The 19266-nt window shown below is 38.3% G+C and carries 16 protein-coding genes; 2 read left to right on the forward strand and 14 right to left on the reverse strand.

Features of this window, described 5'->3' with window-relative positions:
• Positions 1 to 74: 74 nt before the first annotated feature.
• The 3 genes from EL17_RS20605 to EL17_RS20615 all read right to left on the reverse strand — a co-directional run bounded on the left by EL17_RS20605 (position 75) and on the right by EL17_RS20615 (position 2092).
• Complete coding sequence (locus tag EL17_RS20605; protein WP_051720257.1) at positions 75 to 575, reverse strand: hypothetical protein; 501 nt, start codon at positions 573 to 575, stop codon at positions 75 to 77.
• A 28-nt stretch (positions 576 to 603) separates the two neighbouring features.
• The gene (locus tag EL17_RS20610; protein WP_035078891.1) at positions 604 to 1020 is read right to left on the reverse strand and encodes a hypothetical protein; all 417 of its coding nucleotides are present in this window, start codon (positions 1018 to 1020) and stop codon (positions 604 to 606) included.
• A gap of 466 nt (positions 1021 to 1486) precedes the next feature.
• Positions 1487 to 2092 carry a hypothetical protein gene (locus EL17_RS20615; protein ID WP_035078894.1) on the reverse strand — a complete coding sequence of 202 codons (606 nt, stop codon included), beginning with the start codon at positions 2090 to 2092 and terminating at the stop codon, positions 1487 to 1489.
• 151 nt (positions 2093 to 2243) lie between these two features.
• On the opposite strand from EL17_RS20615, the gene EL17_RS20620 reads away from it, so the two are divergent.
• Positions 2244 to 3275, forward strand: coding sequence for a sensor histidine kinase (locus EL17_RS20620; protein ID WP_035078897.1), 1032 nt, complete (start codon positions 2244 to 2246; stop codon positions 3273 to 3275).
• Complete coding sequence (locus EL17_RS20625; RefSeq protein WP_035078900.1) at positions 3272 to 3964, forward strand: LytR/AlgR family response regulator transcription factor; 693 nt, start codon at positions 3272 to 3274, stop codon at positions 3962 to 3964. The genes EL17_RS20620 and EL17_RS20625 overlap by 4 nt, the downstream gene beginning before the upstream one ends.
• A gap of 178 nt (positions 3965 to 4142) precedes the next feature.
• Here EL17_RS20625 and EL17_RS20630 read toward each other — a convergent pair whose 3' ends face one another.
• The 11 genes from EL17_RS20630 to EL17_RS20680 form a co-directional block, all read right to left on the reverse strand.
• Positions 4143 to 4898 carry a TerC family protein gene (locus EL17_RS20630; RefSeq protein ID WP_035078902.1) on the reverse strand — a complete coding sequence of 252 codons (756 nt, stop codon included), beginning with the start codon at positions 4896 to 4898 and terminating at the stop codon, positions 4143 to 4145.
• 101 nt (positions 4899 to 4999) lie between these two features.
• Complete coding sequence (locus EL17_RS20635; RefSeq protein WP_035078905.1) at positions 5000 to 5281, reverse strand: hypothetical protein; 282 nt, start codon at positions 5279 to 5281, stop codon at positions 5000 to 5002.
• 291 nt (positions 5282 to 5572) lie between these two features.
• Complete coding sequence (locus tag EL17_RS20640) at positions 5573 to 5941, reverse strand: hypothetical protein (RefSeq protein ID WP_035078908.1); 369 nt, start codon at positions 5939 to 5941, stop codon at positions 5573 to 5575.
• Between the two features lie 195 nt (positions 5942 to 6136).
• Complete coding sequence (locus EL17_RS20645; RefSeq protein WP_035078911.1) at positions 6137 to 7597, reverse strand: ABC transporter permease subunit; 1461 nt, start codon at positions 7595 to 7597, stop codon at positions 6137 to 6139.
• Between the two features lies 1 nt (position 7598).
• Positions 7599 to 8993 carry an ABC transporter permease subunit gene (locus tag EL17_RS20650; RefSeq protein ID WP_035078915.1) on the reverse strand — a complete coding sequence of 465 codons (1395 nt, stop codon included), beginning with the start codon at positions 8991 to 8993 and terminating at the stop codon, positions 7599 to 7601.
• Positions 8990 to 9721, reverse strand: coding sequence for an ABC transporter ATP-binding protein (locus EL17_RS20655; RefSeq protein ID WP_035078917.1), 732 nt, complete (start codon positions 9719 to 9721; stop codon positions 8990 to 8992). The genes EL17_RS20650 and EL17_RS20655 overlap by 4 nt, the downstream gene beginning before the upstream one ends.
• A gap of 27 nt (positions 9722 to 9748) precedes the next feature.
• Positions 9749 to 12130: a TonB-dependent receptor gene (locus EL17_RS20660; RefSeq protein WP_084166292.1), complete on the reverse strand. Its 2382-nt coding sequence runs from the start codon at positions 12128 to 12130 to the stop codon at positions 9749 to 9751.
• A gap of 483 nt (positions 12131 to 12613) precedes the next feature.
• Positions 12614 to 13750 carry a glycoside hydrolase family 43 protein gene (locus EL17_RS20665; RefSeq protein ID WP_035078923.1) on the reverse strand — a complete coding sequence of 379 codons (1137 nt, stop codon included), beginning with the start codon at positions 13748 to 13750 and terminating at the stop codon, positions 12614 to 12616.
• A gap of 78 nt (positions 13751 to 13828) precedes the next feature.
• Positions 13829 to 14974: an aldose epimerase family protein gene (locus tag EL17_RS20670; protein WP_084166293.1), complete on the reverse strand. Its 1146-nt coding sequence runs from the start codon at positions 14972 to 14974 to the stop codon at positions 13829 to 13831.
• 2 nt (positions 14975 to 14976) lie between these two features.
• A complete protein-coding gene (locus tag EL17_RS20675) occupies positions 14977 to 16815 on the reverse strand; it encodes a glycoside hydrolase family 2 protein (protein ID WP_205623594.1) in 1839 nt (612 codons plus the stop codon).
• Positions 16816 to 17016: 201 nt separating this feature from the next.
• Entirely contained in the window at positions 17017 to 19047 is a 2031-nt protein-coding gene (locus tag EL17_RS20680; protein ID WP_035078929.1) for a glycoside hydrolase family protein, read from the reverse strand.
• Positions 19048 to 19266 lie beyond the last annotated feature (219 nt).

A 19266-nucleotide genomic window follows, 5' to 3' on the forward strand; every position in this document is an offset into this window, starting at 1 on the left:
GCAACCCCGGTTAAGAGCCTTCTGACATCTGCGGGAGAAATTATTTAATAACTAGATTTAATATGGTAAAATAATCAATTTCCGAATGTAAATCGTAAACCTAGTCCAAATCTGGCAGCAATAAATTCATTGTCATTATCATAAATCATAAACTTCGGGCGCCAGTCCAGAAAAAGATTCAGCGGGATATTATCTAATTTATAATCCATCCCTATGGCAGGGACTATCCCAAAAGAAGTATCCCCTCCTCCATCTGGAAAAGCCAGGGCACCACCCAGACCGATATACCACTGTAAACCTGGTGCTCCATCTACAGGCTGGTGGTACTGATACATTACCTGTAATAAAGTCAATCCAGCTCCAAACTGTAAAGCAGCCTCACCGGCCTGGTTTTGGTCGAAGAAATGTTTTACATGAGGTCCTACCAGTGTCCCGCCATCTCCCACATCAATCAGCAGACCTACTCCTGTTTTATAGATTGGCGCCTGTGCCTGGACAAAATCCATACTTCCTAATAGCAGGATTAAACAAATTGATATTCTCGTGATAATCTGTAATGTTTTAAATGTATTCATTTTTAAAAAAAAGATAAGTTAACAGAAATTATTTAGTGAAGATGAGTGTAGCAGGCTCATTATTTAAGGTAATGTCCACGTGTAGCTCATTATTGGCCTTTAAGGAAAAGATGGCTGGTACTTTATTACCATTCTCCACCATATAATAGGTGCCATCTTCATTTACCCAATTTACTGATGAGGCTTGGGTCTGACATCCCGTATTTCCTTGTTCTTGGGGAACGGAAAGGGTAAGCGTCATCGTCGATGATGAAACGTCTAAATTACTATTGTTCAGACATGCCTGGTCGGTGACATCCACCGTTTGGTTACCTTGACTTATACCTATGAGTTGCCAGAGGCCGATAAGTGGATCTGCATTAACTGGTTCATCATCCTCCTTGCCACTACAGGCACCTGCTATTAGTATCAGGATCAGGAAAGCAGCGATACAATTATTTTTCATGGTTCAAAAATTTAAGTGAGATTTATTATTCAAAATTAGATAATCCATCTACAGCAAAACATCCACGAAAACCAGTATTTTTAATATTTAAACCCCATTCTATAGCAATGCTATTTCTATATGTTAAAGGTATCTTTAACAAGATTTTTATGCCAATTGAATAGAAGCTATTGCAAACGTATGCTTATTCAATAATATATAAGTGGAGTTTTTTAAAGTTTATTCTTTGGGAGAGAGGATTTTATAGATACGAAAAATTTTTTGAATTTTAAAAAATTATATTTTTAATTAGATGTATACGCTACTCATATAACTGCGGGAGAAATCAAAATTTTCTTCCCGCAGTTTAAATAAATTGTCCAATTCAGATCATAAGTTTAATACCATCCTTATAAACAAAAATCAACAGTGGCTTAATTTCCCAAAATGTATTATTATGAAAAGATCTTCACCGTTTTTTTTTATTTTAATCAAATGGCAATCTCCCGACTAAAGAAAGCGAAACGGCAAAACCATTAAAATCACCTGCCCTAATACCATTCAGCGTTTTGTCACCAAGATACCATTTATGAGCAGCGCCTGCTTCTACCGAAAAGTATCTGTTTACTGGCAGCCCAAAATTTATCTGTGGAGATAGAACGATATATTCAGTTCTATATCTTGATTTAAATTCATTAATACCGTCTATCTTTTGCGTTTCGCCAACGCTAACTAAAGCTACTCCCCCGTTTAAACCTGTTCTCATATATAAATTTGAGCCCAGATTAAATTTTAAACCTGCATTTAGGGTATATTCATACAGTCTGAGTTTTTCAGGAGATAGGTCACCGGCTTTGAGCAAATCCGAAGGCGCTAAACTTCCCATTTGAGAAAACCCAACATAATATCTGTCATTAAGATATACGTTAATATGTCCTCCCAATCCATAGAAACTATGAATACCGGTGTTTTGACCTGGCCATTGATAAGAATTGGTTACATGAAAAGCAACAGCCGTAACAGTCTTATCATCTTGGGCATAAGCAGTAAGAAAAGGCATAAATGCCATGATAATCATAAGGTTTTTTCTCATTTTATTTGTTCATTTTCGTTAATGATGAAACAAACCTAATTTTAAAAAACAGAAACTTTTTTTTTCTTTGACCATTAGTCGATATTAGTTGACGAGCCGTTATTTCCTATCGATTGTTTAGTTTAATTTTACCCTATCTATTTACTGAGACATGTATAAAATTAAAAATGCAAATTATATTTTCTGGGCATTTATTTTCGGGGTGATTTTTTTGCAGCTATTTACGAGTAAAGAATTTTCACTGGTATTATCATTTATTTATACCATAGTGATTACAGCAGTGCTAAAATTTTATCTGGATTTTATTCTAAGTAGATTAATTGAATCCTTTTTTATTTCTAAATACGGAAAAAGATTTATAGCCTACTGCATAGGTATAAGCACTTTAGTGGCCGTTATTTTAACAGCTATTGGCTACTATTTATTCTATATGCTTTTACCCTATTCAATTTTTACAATGTTATTGGAGGATATGGTTACTATTTTTTTTGGTATGCTGACTTTTACCATCTTATTCTCAGGGTTGGTTTTTGGATTTGAGATTTTAAAGAAAAACCTCGAAATAGAAAAAAGAGACCAAATTATGAAAAATACGGTCTTAGAATTGGAAGTGGACCATTTAAGGACCCAGCTTAGTCCCCATTTTACTTTTAATATCCTTAACAATCTCCAATTTCTGATCAGAAAAGATAAAGATGAGGCTTTAGATTTACTTTCGAGGTATAGCAGTATATTAAGATATTATGTATATGAATCTAAAAATAAATGGATAAGATTAAATGATGAAATATCTTTTCTAAAACATTATTTTCATCTCGAAAAAGGTAGATCTGGAGAAGATCTCCAAATAGACTGTTCCTGGGAAATCCCTGAAACACAATTGGTAATTATACCATTTGTTCTATCTACATTTGTAGAAAATGCCTTTAAGCATGTTTCCTGTTATACTGAACAGCCTAATTTTATCCATTTGGATATATCTGTATATGAAGGAAATGAATTAAAATTCTATATTGAAAACTCCTTTGATGAAAAGGCATCAAAAAATTCGGTTAAAGGTATGGGGTTAGACAATGCTAAAAAAAGACTAGAGCTCTCCTATCATGAAAATTATAAGCTGGATATCAGTGCTATAGATGGGATATACCAAGTACATCTACAGATTAAATTACAAAGCATATGAAATGTATCGTAATAGATGATGAAAGGATAGCGAGGCAAGGGCTTATTGAATTTATAAAAGAATTTGATTATCTAGAGATCGTGGGAGACTATGCTAATGCTAAATTAGCTTTGGCAAATACCCAGATGGAAAGCATAGACCTCATCTTCCTGGATATTCAAATGCCTTCCTTAAACGGTTTGGATTTTGCCAAATTGATTTCAGATCATCAAATTATGATCATATTTACCACAGCTTTCCCAGAATATGCCCTGGAAGGTTATCAGTTCAATGCAGTCGGTTATCTGCTCAAACCTATATTTTTTGATTCATTCAGTCAGGCAGTTCAAAAAGCTAAAAAGTTATGGGACTTATCTAATCCGCAGGAGATATCATCTAATCATTTTTTTATAAGGGAAAACGGCCAAATGATCAGTATAGACATGGAAAATTTGACGTACATAAGTGGTTTACAAAACTATATAGAACTGAATATGGCCACAGGTATTCGACATCTCGTACATCAGACACTCAAAAGTATTATAGAAGAGTTGCCAAAAAATGTTTTTGTACAGATCCATAAATCTTATATAGTAAATATTAGACATATATCAAAAATTGACGGTGCCCTCCTGTTTATCGGAAATAAAAGTTTGCCTGTATCTAGAGACCGGAGAAAAAATTTGCTCAATTTACTTCAACAGATGTAAGGTAGTTTAAATCCACCGGCAGTACATATCAATATATAATATACCTATGAAACTGTAGGATGATCCATCCATTGATAGTATTATAGGTCTACCTATACCCTGTCAATCTATCTGGTAAAATGTAGGTGTAAATTTTGAGCATGTATTCTCCATGATGCCTCCAAAATATATTTATTCTCTAATTTTGATCTTGTTCTTTTAATCTCGGGTTAAGTTCAACCTTATTTCCTTCCGTATTTTTTCTCATTCTCATATTGATGATTTCTACAGTGAGTGAAAAGAATACTGCAAAATATATATAACCTTTTGGTACTTCTACATGAAATCCTTCTACCATCAGCATAAAACCGATCAGGATCAGAAATGATAGTGCCAACACCTGTAGAGCAGGTTGTTTATTGATAAAGTTACTGATTTTGCCTGCAAAGATGATCATTATACCCATAGCGATAATCACAGCAATGATCATCACCACCACTTCATTGACCAAACCCACCGCTGTTAAGATACTGTCAAATGAAAATACTGCGTCCAATAAAATGATCTGAAGAATCACCTTGAATACATTATTGGTGACATTTGATTTTACTTCTTCTACCTTTCCCTCCATTTTGTGGTGAATTTCCACAGTAGATTTGAAGAGAAGAAATAATCCACCGGCTATTAAGATGAGATCTTTGATGCTCCATTCAAAATCAAAGATGGCAATTAAGGGTTCGTTGAATCTAATGATATAAGTAAGCCCCAGAAGCAATCCGATCCTAAATACCATGGCAAAGGAAAGGCCTATTATCCGTGCCCTCTCCTGTTGGGATGGAGGAAGTTTATTTGAAATAATAGAGATAAATATAATATTGTCTATACCCAGAACGACTTCCAGAAAAGTCAATGTGGCTAATGCAATCCATGTTTCAGTCAGAAGGAAAATATCCATTTTATAAAGAATGATGTATAGAAAGGACTATAATATTGAATGTAGTATGTAAATTCTTATATCATATGAATCAGAAGCCCGGTGAGGGCTTCTGATTTACTTTAACATAAAGACAAGACAGCTTTTTTTGGTAGGTATAAATGTCCTTTTAGGCAGATACTTTCTTCGGTAATTGCCCATACCGTAGTTTCTACTTCATACGTGGATTGATAAAGATCCATGAAGGTTATCCTCACTTTGGTATGTTCCAGATTACCGAGTATAAGTGCTCTTTCCATATCTTTTTCCCTAAGTAAAACGGATACCGGGTTAGCAAGCACATCAGTATGGCTGAAGCGAATGGAAGCAATGTCTTCTTTTTTTAACTGAACGATAGGATTCATATAATGATGAGTTCTTAAATATTTATTAGAAATGGTTCATAAGGCCTACTCCGTTTTATTGCTGGAACACTTTGATATAACATGCCTGCATAAGCTCCATTAGCACGCTATAATTTTTTATCAGCATATAAATATGGAAAGGTATAACAGGCGTAACCAAGATAAGTGTTGCTATCAGGTAAAACAGATTTTTATAGCTGTTCAGTTAACATATACAAATCCTAGTATATATAGAGTGTACCCGATTTTTCTCACTTAGTTGTCACGTCCTGAGATAAAAAATAAACCTTACTACCAGAAAAAATGGCTTGGGAAGATTATTGTCCTTATATCTAATAAGACCTCAACCTTTTTAGAAAGGAAAAGTCTTTGTTTTACAGTCTGATCGTAATATTGAAGACTTAAAAAATGGGTATGAAGAAAATCAATGGAAGGAAAAATATCTGGATCTTCCTGGACAGCAGGAAAAACTTCTCCCTGGCTGATGATCGGTAATGATTTGGCATAATCCTCAAGAGAAAGCTGATTAAAATCAATGCTTTCTATATTGGCCCCTGAATTATCGATATTACCTCCTGAAAGGAACTGTAGTAAAATTCCCTGCACCCCCATAAAGAGTGCCAAGAAAATACCAAAACAGGTTTTCAGAAAATTTCTCATAGATTTGGCCGATAATTGGTTTTACCAATTATTCGTAATAAATATAATCAATTTATATACCATGTTAACAAAACAGACCTTCAATTTAAAAATTTATTTCCTAAGCATAATTTATGGTAATATTGGATATAGCCATAAAATTCAGTAGGCACACTGTCACTTAAATGGTAATGGTCTCATTAAAAAATGACCATATTATTTACCGGCCAATATCTTACTGAATTCAGAAGATGTCATACTTCTATACCGACCTATACCCAATATCAGAAACAATAAACATAATCCCCATATGATCATCGTATTTCTAAAGAGCCAACTGAGATCAGACTGATAATAAATTTCCGAATGAACAAGTCCCGGTAAGTATGGTATTTCATTTGATTTTAATACCTGTCCCTGAATAATTTTTTTAAGGTAAAATTCACGCAATTCCTTTTTAATAGCATTGGCATCAGCTTCCAGAAAACGGTAATGGAAGTTTGTATTGGCGCTTATTTCATTCATGATTTCCTGGCTCAACAAGGCAGGGCTGATAATAGATAAACTTTTTATAAAGTGGTCTCTCTGCTCCAGTCGTCTGCCAAAATCATCAGCTGAAGGTTTCATAGAAGCCTCTACCTCATTCAAAACCGTAAAATACCGGGTGCCAAAATCATTCATGTTCAGGTCCTCGTGATTAGCAGCCAATTCCGGATGTTCTTCCACATATTCTTTCAAAATATCGGCGGCTTTTTTCTGGGCTTCCACCCCAGCATCTCGGGACTGGACGATTAGTCCAGATCTAGAGGGAAGTGGATAACTAGCTTCTGTGATATATTCCAATATACCCGGTAAAAGAACGACAGCCATCAGCCATACCACTACTGCGGTGGAAGCTGTATAATTAGCACTGATGCCCATGCTACTCACAAAAAATGTAAGACAAAACCAAAAACTCATATAACCAAATACTAAAAGACTCCATATCAAGAATGGCCATGTAACTAAGAAGTTCATACTCTGCAAAGAGCAACCCAAGCATACGGTACTAACCAGCCATACTCCCATAAAAAATACCAAGGATCTGAATAAATATTTACATAGGAAAACAGTTGCTAATGACCACTGGGAAGCATATAGGTAGGGCAATGTACCCCCCTCTTTTTCTTTGCCCAATATATCAAAGCTAAAAGCTATGATCAATAATGGCAATAAAAAGATGATCACAAATGAAAGGTCATATCTACCTATAAAATTCAGCATACCGTTTTTTATTTCCGCATGATGAAAAAATGCCTGATGCTTGGTTCCAGTAATTTTATAGTAATAAGGGTGTAAATCACTTTGGCCTCCATTGATAATCTGCATAAAATGAGGTTTTCTATAGGCATACCTGGCTCCTATACCCAAGGCTAGACTGGTAGGATCGGCGGGATTGCTCCATGAACTACCCGTCCACCCATTCTGCTCTATATCGGCCAGTTCCACGCTTAATTTATCATAATAGGCCCTTTCCGTTTCCTGAATCTGTTGGACTACACTATTCTGTTTATGATATTCCCGATATCCGCTCCATAAAGCCAGGATACAAAGCAGCATACTAAAAGAAAAAACAGTCAGGAATACCCGGTTTTTTACCAAAGTAAGCCATTCGTACTTAAATATATGAATCAGCATATCAGACTATTTTAAACGTTTTAACAGAATAATAGGTAAACCCCAAACCTAACAATAACCATGTGATCAATACCACCACATCTAATTGTGCCATGTGCAGTCTTTGATATATATCCGGAGATGTGTAATTCAATAACCCCACCGAGTGCCACAAATCATCACTACCCGTATCATGGGAGAGGTAAAAATCATTTATGGTTTTTTGGATAGCTCTTCTATGTTTTTCTGCATGTTCGGCAAAATCCAAATGTGTCTGCATATCGGTGCCGCTAAGAGCCATAGAAATATTTCTGAAAGTCTGGAAAGGTGATAGAATTCCCATATAGCTTAAAAATTTTTCCTGCTGTCGAAATTGAATGAACAGCTCTGTATAGACTATGTCGTATATGGCGGCATCTGATTCCTCACTTGCTTGCAAAGAAATAGCTGCAAAGTTTACAGGAAGGTCCTCTATACTGTCCACCCCATATTGATCCAAGGTCTCTTTCAGTAAATCTTCATTTACCGGTCCATGCCCATCTATGCCCTTCAGTCTCATATCAGTGATCTGCTGTTCAAAGGCAAATGAAGTAGGGGCAGGATAAACCTGCTCGGCCAATACACTGGCAAAACGAGGTACCAAAAACACACCACAAAGCCAAAAACCAGCCAAAATCACTAAGGCAATTGATGAACTATTCACCTTAAGGGACACCGAGATACAAATAGCAATCAATAAGGTGTACAATAAAAATAAACCTAAAACAAAATATACCATGGAAGGAATAATTTCTAAAGACCAACTTTCAGAAAAATCCTGTTGATACATCAATAACATGGAAAAAGCCAAAAGTGGCAATAACATCATCCATAAGCTAAGCATGGAGGCCAGAAATTTTCCCATAAAAAGATCTATTAGATTGGCTCGGGTACTCAAAAGCAATTTAATGGTTCCGTTCTCTTTTTCTTTAGTGAATAGGTTATAACATAGTAATATAATCATCAAAGGGATGATAAACTGCAATACAAAACCTATGGTAAGTTGCCCCATCCGTAGCAGGGATCCCGCATCAGTAGCAGCTGGGTTTTTCACTTCATTCTGGTTATGCGCCTCTATCCAAACTACATTCCCTAAAAAGTCATTGGCACCTTTGTCTATTACAGCCAATAACGGGATGGGTTTGGCAATATAAAAGCCATAATGAGCAGCAGAATGGGGATTTTTATCTCCCTGATCCAACCATTGCTGATAAGTCTCGTTCTGTACTTGCTGGGCACTACTATTGCTTCCCTGATAATACCCAATGCCGTTAAACAACGCAAAAAACCATAGAACCGCAACTCCTATCACTATGATCAAAAACCTCTTACTGAAGAAGATTTCATTGAATTCTTTCCTGAATATTAACAAAATCATATGATAATCTTTTGATCTTGATTATTAAAGGACTGAATGGTATGCATGTATAATTGCTCTAGCTCCACTTGAGAAACTGAAGAAGTATCCTGTTCTAACAGCAAATGACCTAAATGCATGATACCGATCCTATGTCCGCTCTCTTTGGCCCTAAACAGATCGTGTGTAGCCATCAGAATACTTACCCCCTTCTTACTAAGGGTATGTAAAATCTCTGAAAATTCATTGCTGGCATAGGGGTCTAGCCCTGAGGTAGGCTCATCCATTAGAATAGCCTTTGCCTGTTTGCCCAGTGCGATGGATATACCTACTTTCTGCCTCATACCTTTAGAGAATGCCCCTACAGGTTTTTTTAGAAATTCATCTCGTAAACCTGCCTCTCTTAATAATGCTACCTGCTGATCTTTTGTATATTTAAAGCCGGATAATCCGCTGAAGAAATCCAAATTTTCTAAAGCCGAAAAGTTGGGGTATAGGTTGACTACTTCCGGTATATAGGCTACCCACTGTTTGATAGCGGAATCATTTGGCTTTACTTGAAGCTCATTTATATATGCCAGTCCTGATGTAGGCTTCATAAAGCCCATTAGCAAGTGAATGGTAGTTGACTTACCGGCCCCATTTGATCCTAAAAGAGCGTAAATTTCTCCTTTTTTAATGTCCAGGTTGAGTGAATGAAGGGCTACCTGAGCTTCATATTTTTTTGAAAGATTTTCTGTTTTTATCATTGGTACATCTCTTTATTAATATATTACTTATGGTAATAAGAAATATTTCAAGCTAAACCCTCCATAGTAATTCCTACCCGGAGCTGGGTCAAAATAAGATCCTAAGAAAGCGTTTAGATTATGGACTGCGGTATAGCGTTCGTCTAAAGCATTATTAATTCCTGCATAAATTTCTCCTTTAAACCTACTGCCGAGCGGTCTTCTAATACCTGATCGGAAATCCAGAACAGCATAAGCTGTATCCTTATCCGTATTTTCGTTGTTAAGATAAATCCCTGTGTAATTACTATAAGTAGCATTTATATAGAAACCATTGCGCATAGCAAGGTCAGCCCCCTTAACCAATGTATGGGGATGAATGCCTGGAATTACCTTTCCACTGTAGCTTATTTCTATACTTTCTTCATTTTCGGCAGTTTGAAGGGAATGGTAAGTATCAAAAACATGGTGCATATAAGTATAACTGGTCCAAAGCTTGGCTTGACTAAAATTTCTTCCGGTAAGATGCCTGAAATCATAAGCACTGGTTAGTTCTATTCCCAGTCTATTTATTGCACCGGCATTTTCATTTCTGATGAGATCTATACCTCCCATATTTCCCATTACTTTGGGAAGAATTACATTTCTTTCATTGAGTCTATAAGTGATCAGGTCAAAATGAAAACGACTGTCAAAGAGATTTCCACGTATCCCTATTTCCTGATTTAACCCTGTGGTAGACTGTAAATCTGCATTTATATTTCTACCGGTATTGTCTATCGCTCCTCTCGGTGGCGGAGTAAAACCTTTGCTGATATTGCCATGCAATACTATATTTTCACCCATTTTCTTGGTAATGGCGAGCCTGGGTGATATATCATTTACGTACTTCGAGAAAGCGGGTATATCATCTGCCAAATACTCCCTGAACCCCAAAAAATAATTATTAAAACTAGCTCCTGCCATTAGGGTAAAATCCAAAGGTAGGTCTACTTCTACCTGACTAAATCCTAAAAACACACGGTCTGTGGATCTTCTAGAACTATAAATGGGGCTATTAAAGCCATCTGTAAAATCATTAACCTGATTTATCCCTCTGGTAAGCTCTCCACCTATCACCCATCTGCCATTTCTATTTCCCAAAGTTTTGAAATTATATGAAGTGGCCGTGCGCATAGAAAACGAAGTGACTAGGGTTTCATCTGCTAGACTAAAAAAAGGAGTTCCAATTAAGAAAGTACCTTCTGAAGCCAGATAGCTAAAGGAGGTGATATTTTGCCAGCGTTCGTTCCATCTATAGTCATGCGCTGCACCCACCATTAGGCTTAAAGTAGTCAGGCCATTATCAAAATCTGGGGAGTTTCCTGGTTGCTTTCTGTTTTCTAGCACTTGTCCTGCATTTAGATTTCCTGGTATCCCATAAAACCTATCTACATATTGGGCAAGAAAGGTAACTTTACCCTTTTCAGAAGCCCGGATGTTTCCAGACACACTTATAAATTCATTGTCAGATGCAGCTTCCTGCCTATAGCCATCTGTGTGAACCTGAGAATATTGTAGCCTTATATCACCTTTATCGGTAGCAGATGCAAATTCAAGGTTATACCTATAGGTATGGTAAGATCCATATAAACCATCTGTCTGAAGACTTGTTTCCCCTTCCGTAGGCTCCTTACTTTCAAAAAGCATCACCCCGTTAATTCCTGCTCCATAAATGCTTCCCGAGGGGCCACGAATTACACTTACATTGCCCACATTTCCCATATCAAAGTATGCCAAGGGATTAAAGCCATTGGAAGTAGTGATCGGTATACCGTTCCAATAAGATTTATAGTTATCTCCATGGCCTATGGTCCCCATAGATCCTCCTCTTATTTTGACCTGATACCTTCCTATAGTAGTAGTATGTACCTTTACACCCGGCAGGGTGCTGAATGCCTGATGAGGGGACACTATAGCAAATCTTTCAAGATCCCTCGATCCCAGATAGCCTATAGCTGCAGGAATATCCATTAGTTTCCGATCTGATTCAAAGGCAGTTACAGTAACTTCGGAGAGAGAAGTAGAAATTGGCGTAAGACGCACCTGAATCATTTCTTCAGGTGAATTTACCACCACTATCTGGGATTCATATCCCAGATATGATATTTTGATTTTAGTGCCCATACTCATCTGATAGAGCTGAAACCGGCCAGATCCATCAGTAATAGCACCTCTGTCTTTCCCAGCTCCCATATGTATATTTGATCGCTCACTATCACCAGTCAGAACTAAGATACTTGCCCCAACCAAAAAGTGATCGTGATGAGCATCTGTTACTATACCTCTAATAGAGTATGTATGATTAACCTTAGGACTTTGAGCTATTGAAGCTTGAGCAAATAATAAATAGAATAATAAATAGAATAATAAAAAGTATATTGTTCTCATATACAAACGTAGCTGATCATAATAAGCAATAGATGTGTGAATTTATATGCGGAGAATTCATAAATCATTATAATTGCAACAATATTGCATAAAAAAATTTAATAACGCAACTGGCTTATAAATTATTCTAAAAAAATTTAATAGTAATGAGTAAAGAGGTCTATAGCTATATATTTTACACCTTTTTATAAAGAGGAAATTTAAAGACGAATCATACCGGCCCTAGGCATGCGATCTATAAACATACCCAATAATACTAAAACCTGAATCTCCACTTATGTATGAGTCTAGCAGCGGTTAATAAAGAATAAAATATAAAAAAATAAGGTTAAACATGAATTGATATATACATAAAAATCCATGTTTAACCATTATAAAATGATTACCCCAATATATTTTAAATTCTTGCCTACTTTTATTTATTGTTTAAATGCTTTCCGCATCCCGTATTAAACTCCCAATACACGAGCCTAGAGTGAATGTCTATCTAACAATATCTGGCAAAGGTTGCAGACCTAAAGTTGGGCCATCCACTTCTAATTTACCTTCTTCGTTTATAGTCACTTTATCAATAAAGACTACCCTTTCATTACCAGTTTTTTCAGTCCTGCCGTGGTATACTGTGTACATCAAACGCTTATCTGGAGAAAATAGCACCATATTATGGCCCGTCCCCGTAACTGTTCCTCCGGTATTCCTATTGCTTTCCAACACGGGATTGTTTGAAGCTTTGGTAAAGGGGCCCAAAGGTGAGGTGCCGGTAGCATACCCCACGGCATAATGTTCGCCTCCAAAATGATTGGCTGAATACATCATGTAGTACGTATCTTTGAATTTAAAGATAAAAGAACCCTCGGTCCAACGCCTGTTGACTTCCTTCGAGGTGACTGACCTGCTTTCCCACTCCGCATTCTTGTCATCCATTTTAACCGGTGGTCTTAATAGTAATACAGGATCGCCTATCGTAGACATAAAGTCCGAAGACATTTCTACGCCATAGATCCAACTTTCTTCGACTTCATCGTAAAGGTTTTGACTCCTCGCCCAATCAGCTATTTCTGATTCCACAGGATGCTGGTAGCAAGCTCTGGAATAATATAAATAAAATTTTCCGTTTTCATCTTGATAGACATTGGCATCGATGATAGGATAGCCTGGATCAAAGATAGGTTCATCCTTCAGATCAATAAACGGCCCAGTCGGCAAATCGGATACCGCTACCCCTATTCGGAAATTTTCGTCATCCCGGTTTGGATTAACCTTCCAGTCGGCACTGTAAAACAAATAAAACCTGTCATCAAATTTATAGACCTCAGGAGCCCAAAAATTGGCTACACTCCAAGAATCTTCTGTGTTTCCTGTAAATACCTGTCCCTCACTTTCCCAATTAACCAGGTCATCGGATGAAAAAGCCACAAATCCATCCTTAGCTCCGGCTCCTGTTCCATACATATAAAATTTACCATCATTTCCATCTAATACAAAAGGATCGCCAAAAGCCACATCCAATGGATTACTAAAAGTAGCTGCATCCATATCGTCGTTAGAGGAACGGCTCTGACAGGAAAACTGGATGATCGTTAAAACATAAAACACAATGACTATATGTGAAGCTTTCATTGTAAGTGTATAGATTTAATATGGCCCAAATTAAAATGTTGAATTTTAATAGCTTTTATCTTCATGCATAAATTCCACCTATCTAGTATCTGCTAAAACAGAAAACTGGTATATCACTGTATGGGTATACTTTTCTCCTGGTGATAAAACAGTACTTGGAAATGTCTCCTGATTAGGTGAATCCGGAAAATGCTGGGTTTCCAAACAAAAGGCAGACCGATGGATATAATTTTTACCATCCTTTCCGCTTACGCTGCCGTTCAGAAAATTGCCACTATAAAACTGGATGCCTGGTTCTGTGGTAAACACTTCCATTTTTCTTCCACTGGCGGGAGCCGTTATAGCAGCCGCGAATGTAAGTAAACCCGGTTCTGCTTTATCCAGTACCCAGTTATGGTCATACCCTCTGCCAAATGTCAGTTGTTCATCTCCCTCTCCTATCCTTTCTCCTATAGCGGTAGGCCGGGTAAAGTCCATGGGAGTATTGGCTACCGGCAAAATTGTCCCCACTGGTATCAATGTTTTATCCACCGGAGTAAAGGCACTTGCATTCAGTTCCAATATATGATCCATCACATCACCGCTCCCAGCACCGTTCAAATTAAAAAATGAATGATGGGTTAAGTTAACTACTGTCTTTTTATCAGTAGTAGCCTCATAATCTATCCTAAATCCATTGTCATCAGTCAGGGTATAGGTCATAAAAATTTCCATATTGCCGGGATATCCTTCCTCTCCATCTTTCGCTATATATTTCATAGCAATATGGTCGTCATGATGTTCCAGGACCTCCCAGACTACATGATGAAAACCCGCAGGTCCACCATGGAGGGCATTGGGTTCATTATTTATGGCCAGTGCATAGCTGGTGCCATCCAAGCTGAAGCTACCCTTGGCTATCCTATTGCCATACCTACCTATAACTGCTCCAAAGTATGCTTCTGAACTTTCCTGATAGTCCTCCAGCCTGTCGAATCCCAACACTACATCATCTATGCTACCCTCCCGGTCGGGCACCATTATTTTAACCACCCTGCCACCATAATTCAGCACATGGATCTCCATGCCCTTATCATTTTTCAATTTGTATATGGCTACTTCTTTTCCATCAACTGTAGCTGTAAATGGATCCTGTGCATCAGATTCCCCAGACTTTTCATTTGAACTGGATAGGACCATGCAGCTCAAAGAGATGCAACATATCCATAACAGGGATTTGCCCATGCTTATTTTAGTTTAATTTGATATAGTCTTTGGTGTATTTTATTCAGGTGCTCTACGTTTAACTTTACTACCTTGCGATCATAAGTCATTAAGCCATTTATTTCTATTTCAACATCGGTGGTTTGGGTATAGACTGCTGCAGATAAGCCTTTCTGGATCAGAGGGAGCAATGCTTCTATTAATTCGGTATATCTTTTCTCTAAAGCTTCTTTATTTTGAAAACTTTGATATCCCCAGTTGTCTTTTTGCTGCCAAGTGTGTCCTTCTACCGGTAAACCTAGACCTCCAAATTCTCCCAAAACGATTACTTGATCCTTTCCATACAGCTCCGGATCTGGCATAGCTGCATCCGGATAATTGTGAAGATCAATAACATGCCCCGTAATTTTGCTCCCTTTCATGATAAAATTTCCTCCACTGGCACTGTTAATGAGCCGTGTGGGATCATATTGTTGTGTCCATTCGGTAATTTCAGTGGTCTTAAACTGGCCCCAAGCTTCATTGAAAGGTACCCATACGACTATGGAAGGGAAATTATAGTTGGCATCCATGATGGCTTTCCACTCTTTTCTAAAAATCTGTTCAGATGCTGCAGTTCTATCTTTCTCGGTACCTAAGCCAACTATACCTGGCCGCTGTTCCCATCGGTTGCCATGATCTCCATTGGGCATATCCTGCCATACCAACATTCCCATACGGTCACAGTGATAGTACCAGCGGGCCGGTTCTACTTTTACATGCTTTCTAATCATATTAAAGCCCATATCACGGGTTTTCTGAATATCAAAAACTAGGGCGGCTTCATTAGGTGCAGTATATAGTCCATCAGGCCACCATCCCTGATCCAAAGGCCCATATTGAAATAAAAATTCATTGTTCAAAAGCATGCGCTGTACACCGTTTTGGTCCGTGCCCATATTTATTTTTCTGAGCGCGGTATAGGTTTTCACCTTATCAATTACTTTGTTACCCTCTTTTAAGCTTACTTCCACATCATAGAGGAAAGGACTGGAAGGGCTCCAGTGTTTTGGGCTGTCGATGACAAAATCCGCTGTTTCCCCTATTTTGACAGTTTTCTGACCTACCATGCGACCGTTATCCATGACTTTGACTTCTATATTGCCATTGCCGGGGTTGCCTGCCACGTGAGGTAAGATGCTGATCTTATTCTGATCAAAATCCGGTGTATTTTTTGTAGAAGAAATGTACCTGGAAGGTACTGCTTCCATCCATACTGTCTGCCAGATCCCTGTCACGGGAGTATACCAAATGCTGTTGGGCTTTTCTACCTGCTTACCTCTGGGCTGAGGTCCATTGTCCGAAGGATCCCAAACCCTGACCACTACTTCCTGTTCTCTGTTCTTGACCAAATAGTCATTGATCTCAAAATAAAAGGGATCATATCCACCCTGGTGCATTCCTACAGACTGTCCGTTGATAAATACTTCCGCTTCCCAATCTACTGCTCCGAAATGGAGTAAAAGTTTACCCGACCTCATCTTCGGTGATACATCGAAAGTCCTTTTGTACCAAAGGTACTTTTCATCACCCACTATCCGGCCTACACCGGAAAGCTTGGATTCCACTGCAAAAGGAACCAGAATTTCACCATCAAACTTTTCCGGTATAGCGGGAGATTTATCCTGTATGGTATATTGCCATTTCCCATTTAGATTTACCCAGTTTTCCCTGCTCATTTGAGGTCGGGGATATTCCTGATGGGGCTGTTGACCCACCTTATCCGACCATGGCGTTTCCATAGATTTAAGGGCTTGTTCTTGCGCATATAATGGAATGAAACAAAACAGTAGTGCCGTGAATAAAAGCAGGTTTTTTATCATGATTGGGTATTTTAGGTTATTTAATTCAATATTTTTTAAACTTAGGGTGATCATCCGTAAGTTGGACTCTTCTATATCTATATCCAAACCTTAATCAACGGTTCCATTATAATAGGATGATCATGGAGCCTACTATAATTTTTTTTTGCCGCTGTAAGTTATTCTGTTTTGTATAATTAAGCTAGACAGCAGACTTTCAATTCACTTTTGTGAAAAGAACCTGGAAGCCCTCTGATCTGACAATAATTCCCATAAAGAAGCCACTGTCCATCCGGGGGCAAAAAGATCGTTATAAAATCCTTTTCCGTTTTTGCCATAGTCCCAGGCGGTATGCTGAACTACTTCCGGATAATAGCCCACTTTAGCTACTCCCATTAAATTACCTTTATGAGGCAATAATTGCTCCCTCATAGAAGATTTGATGACATCGGCAAAAGCAGCAAATCTTTCTTCCTTTGTTTCCCTTGTCAGCCATTGAAGTACTTCTACAAATTCGAAAATAAAAACATCTATATGGTTGTTCTCTACGGAGACATTGCCCCAACCCCTACTTTTGAGTCCGATATCACCGAGCATCTGACCCTGGGCAAAAGGCACATCCCATGTGTAATACCATGAAAGCGCAAAAAATGCCGCTTCTTTTGCCAGGTCTACATAATGCTGTCGCTCTTTGCCTTTAGTGACCTGAGCCATATAATACATCGCCGTCGATGCATATAGGGAGGCTTCTTTATCTTCACAGTCGGCATCCAGGGTAGACGAAAAATAATCTGATTTAGAGATGATTTCTACTTCCTGATACGTGGCCACCTTTCTGGCAGCCTCTAGATATCGCTTATCTTTAAAATAATGGTGGGCCATGACCAATGGTAGCACTGCTGAGGGAGAGCTGCCGCCAGTTTCATCAATGATACCAAGACTGCCGTCAAATTTTCGTGGAAAGCTGCCGTCTGCTTGTTGCAAAGTCATGAGCGTGTTCAGTAGGCCTTTGACTTTTTGCTCAAAGGCACGGTGATTCCTACCTTTGGATTTTTCATACTGAAAATACATCAGCAAAGCATATATACCTTCCGACTGCCTTCTGATAGAATAAACGGAAGGTTCGTCACCTTTATCAAAGTCTACATTTTCCCTGATCAATCCTTTGGAGGTAAACCCATGCTGTTCATAACTATCAAATACATTATTGGCCATAGTGACCAATTCCCCATCTCCGTAAGCTTCTCCGTACTCCAGCGCATTGAAAGCATTTAACAGCACCCTGCCGATAAAACCCACTTCCAGTACATTGACAGGCTCACAGGTAGCTGTCAAAAGGTGCACTCCTGAAAAACCCTTCAGGTTACCTGGCTCGATATAAGATGACTTAAAAAACTGCACGAGGGTGGATTTGATTTCCTGATCAGTAAATTTCTGATCCTCCAGAGGTTTGGGCTGTAATTGATCGAAGGAATATTTCCACTCATGCGCCACAAAGGCAGAAAAATTTTCCTCTTCTGATTTAGACAGCAAATAGGTTATGGAAACCGATTCCCCTTTATCCAGTTTCAAAAAGCTTTTAACCGGATTTCCCAGTGTCAGTTTTCTATAATAACTATACGGTTCCTCAGCGTAGGGATATGCAAATGCCAAAAAAGGGATTCCTCCATCTTCCCCAAATCCCAAGGCACCCATATCGGTGGGCCCTCCCAATATTACTTCTCCGGTATGGTGGGTAGTCAGTGCTATTTGAGTGGGAGCATTCTTTCTCATCAAAGTATAACCTGTATGGGCAGCCGGATCGAATATAGCCGAAAGCGGGGTACTCAACCTATCTTCTCTTACTAGCCAATTATTTCCTGACCGCAAAGAAGGTGCATTTTCCGGAGATCTTTGATTCTGTCGGTACCAAAAGCCTGGCAGATACATCTGGGCCTGTTCAAACTGGAGCTCATTCAAATGAAATTTCCCCTGCAAATGAAAATAAACATCTTCTGTCGCGACTATATTGAGTTTGACTTCAAGGGTGGTTCCCATCTGCCCTTGTTCCATAGATACGGTCAGGGGTATAGATTTAGCAGCTTGAAGATTGCCTTTCTCATCCATAGTCAAAGCATGTGTGGATGCATCATTTCCCGGTTTTTTGACAGCAAGGGCAAATGAAGCCTGCTCCAGTAACTTGCTATCAGTTTTTTGGGCCATTGCAGACATTCCCATTATATATATAGCTGACGCTATGAGTATTTTTTTCATTAGTGATTGTTTTTCAAAAGTCAAGTGAAATGGAACCTTGCTGTAAAGCGATTGATTCTCTCTGGTGACAATTTAAGTCAAGCTCGACTTTATGTGTATAATAATCTTTTTTTAGTCAAAACCCTTCCGAACTGAAGGCCCAGACTGAGTTCCACCCATTAGAGATTTTGATGCCATTTTGCCTATACATTCTTCACAGAATGAGTCCTTTTTAACGCA

Source organism: Anditalea andensis (assembly GCF_000714815.1).
Lineage (GTDB): Bacteria > Bacteroidota > Bacteroidia > Cytophagales > Cyclobacteriaceae > Anditalea > Anditalea andensis.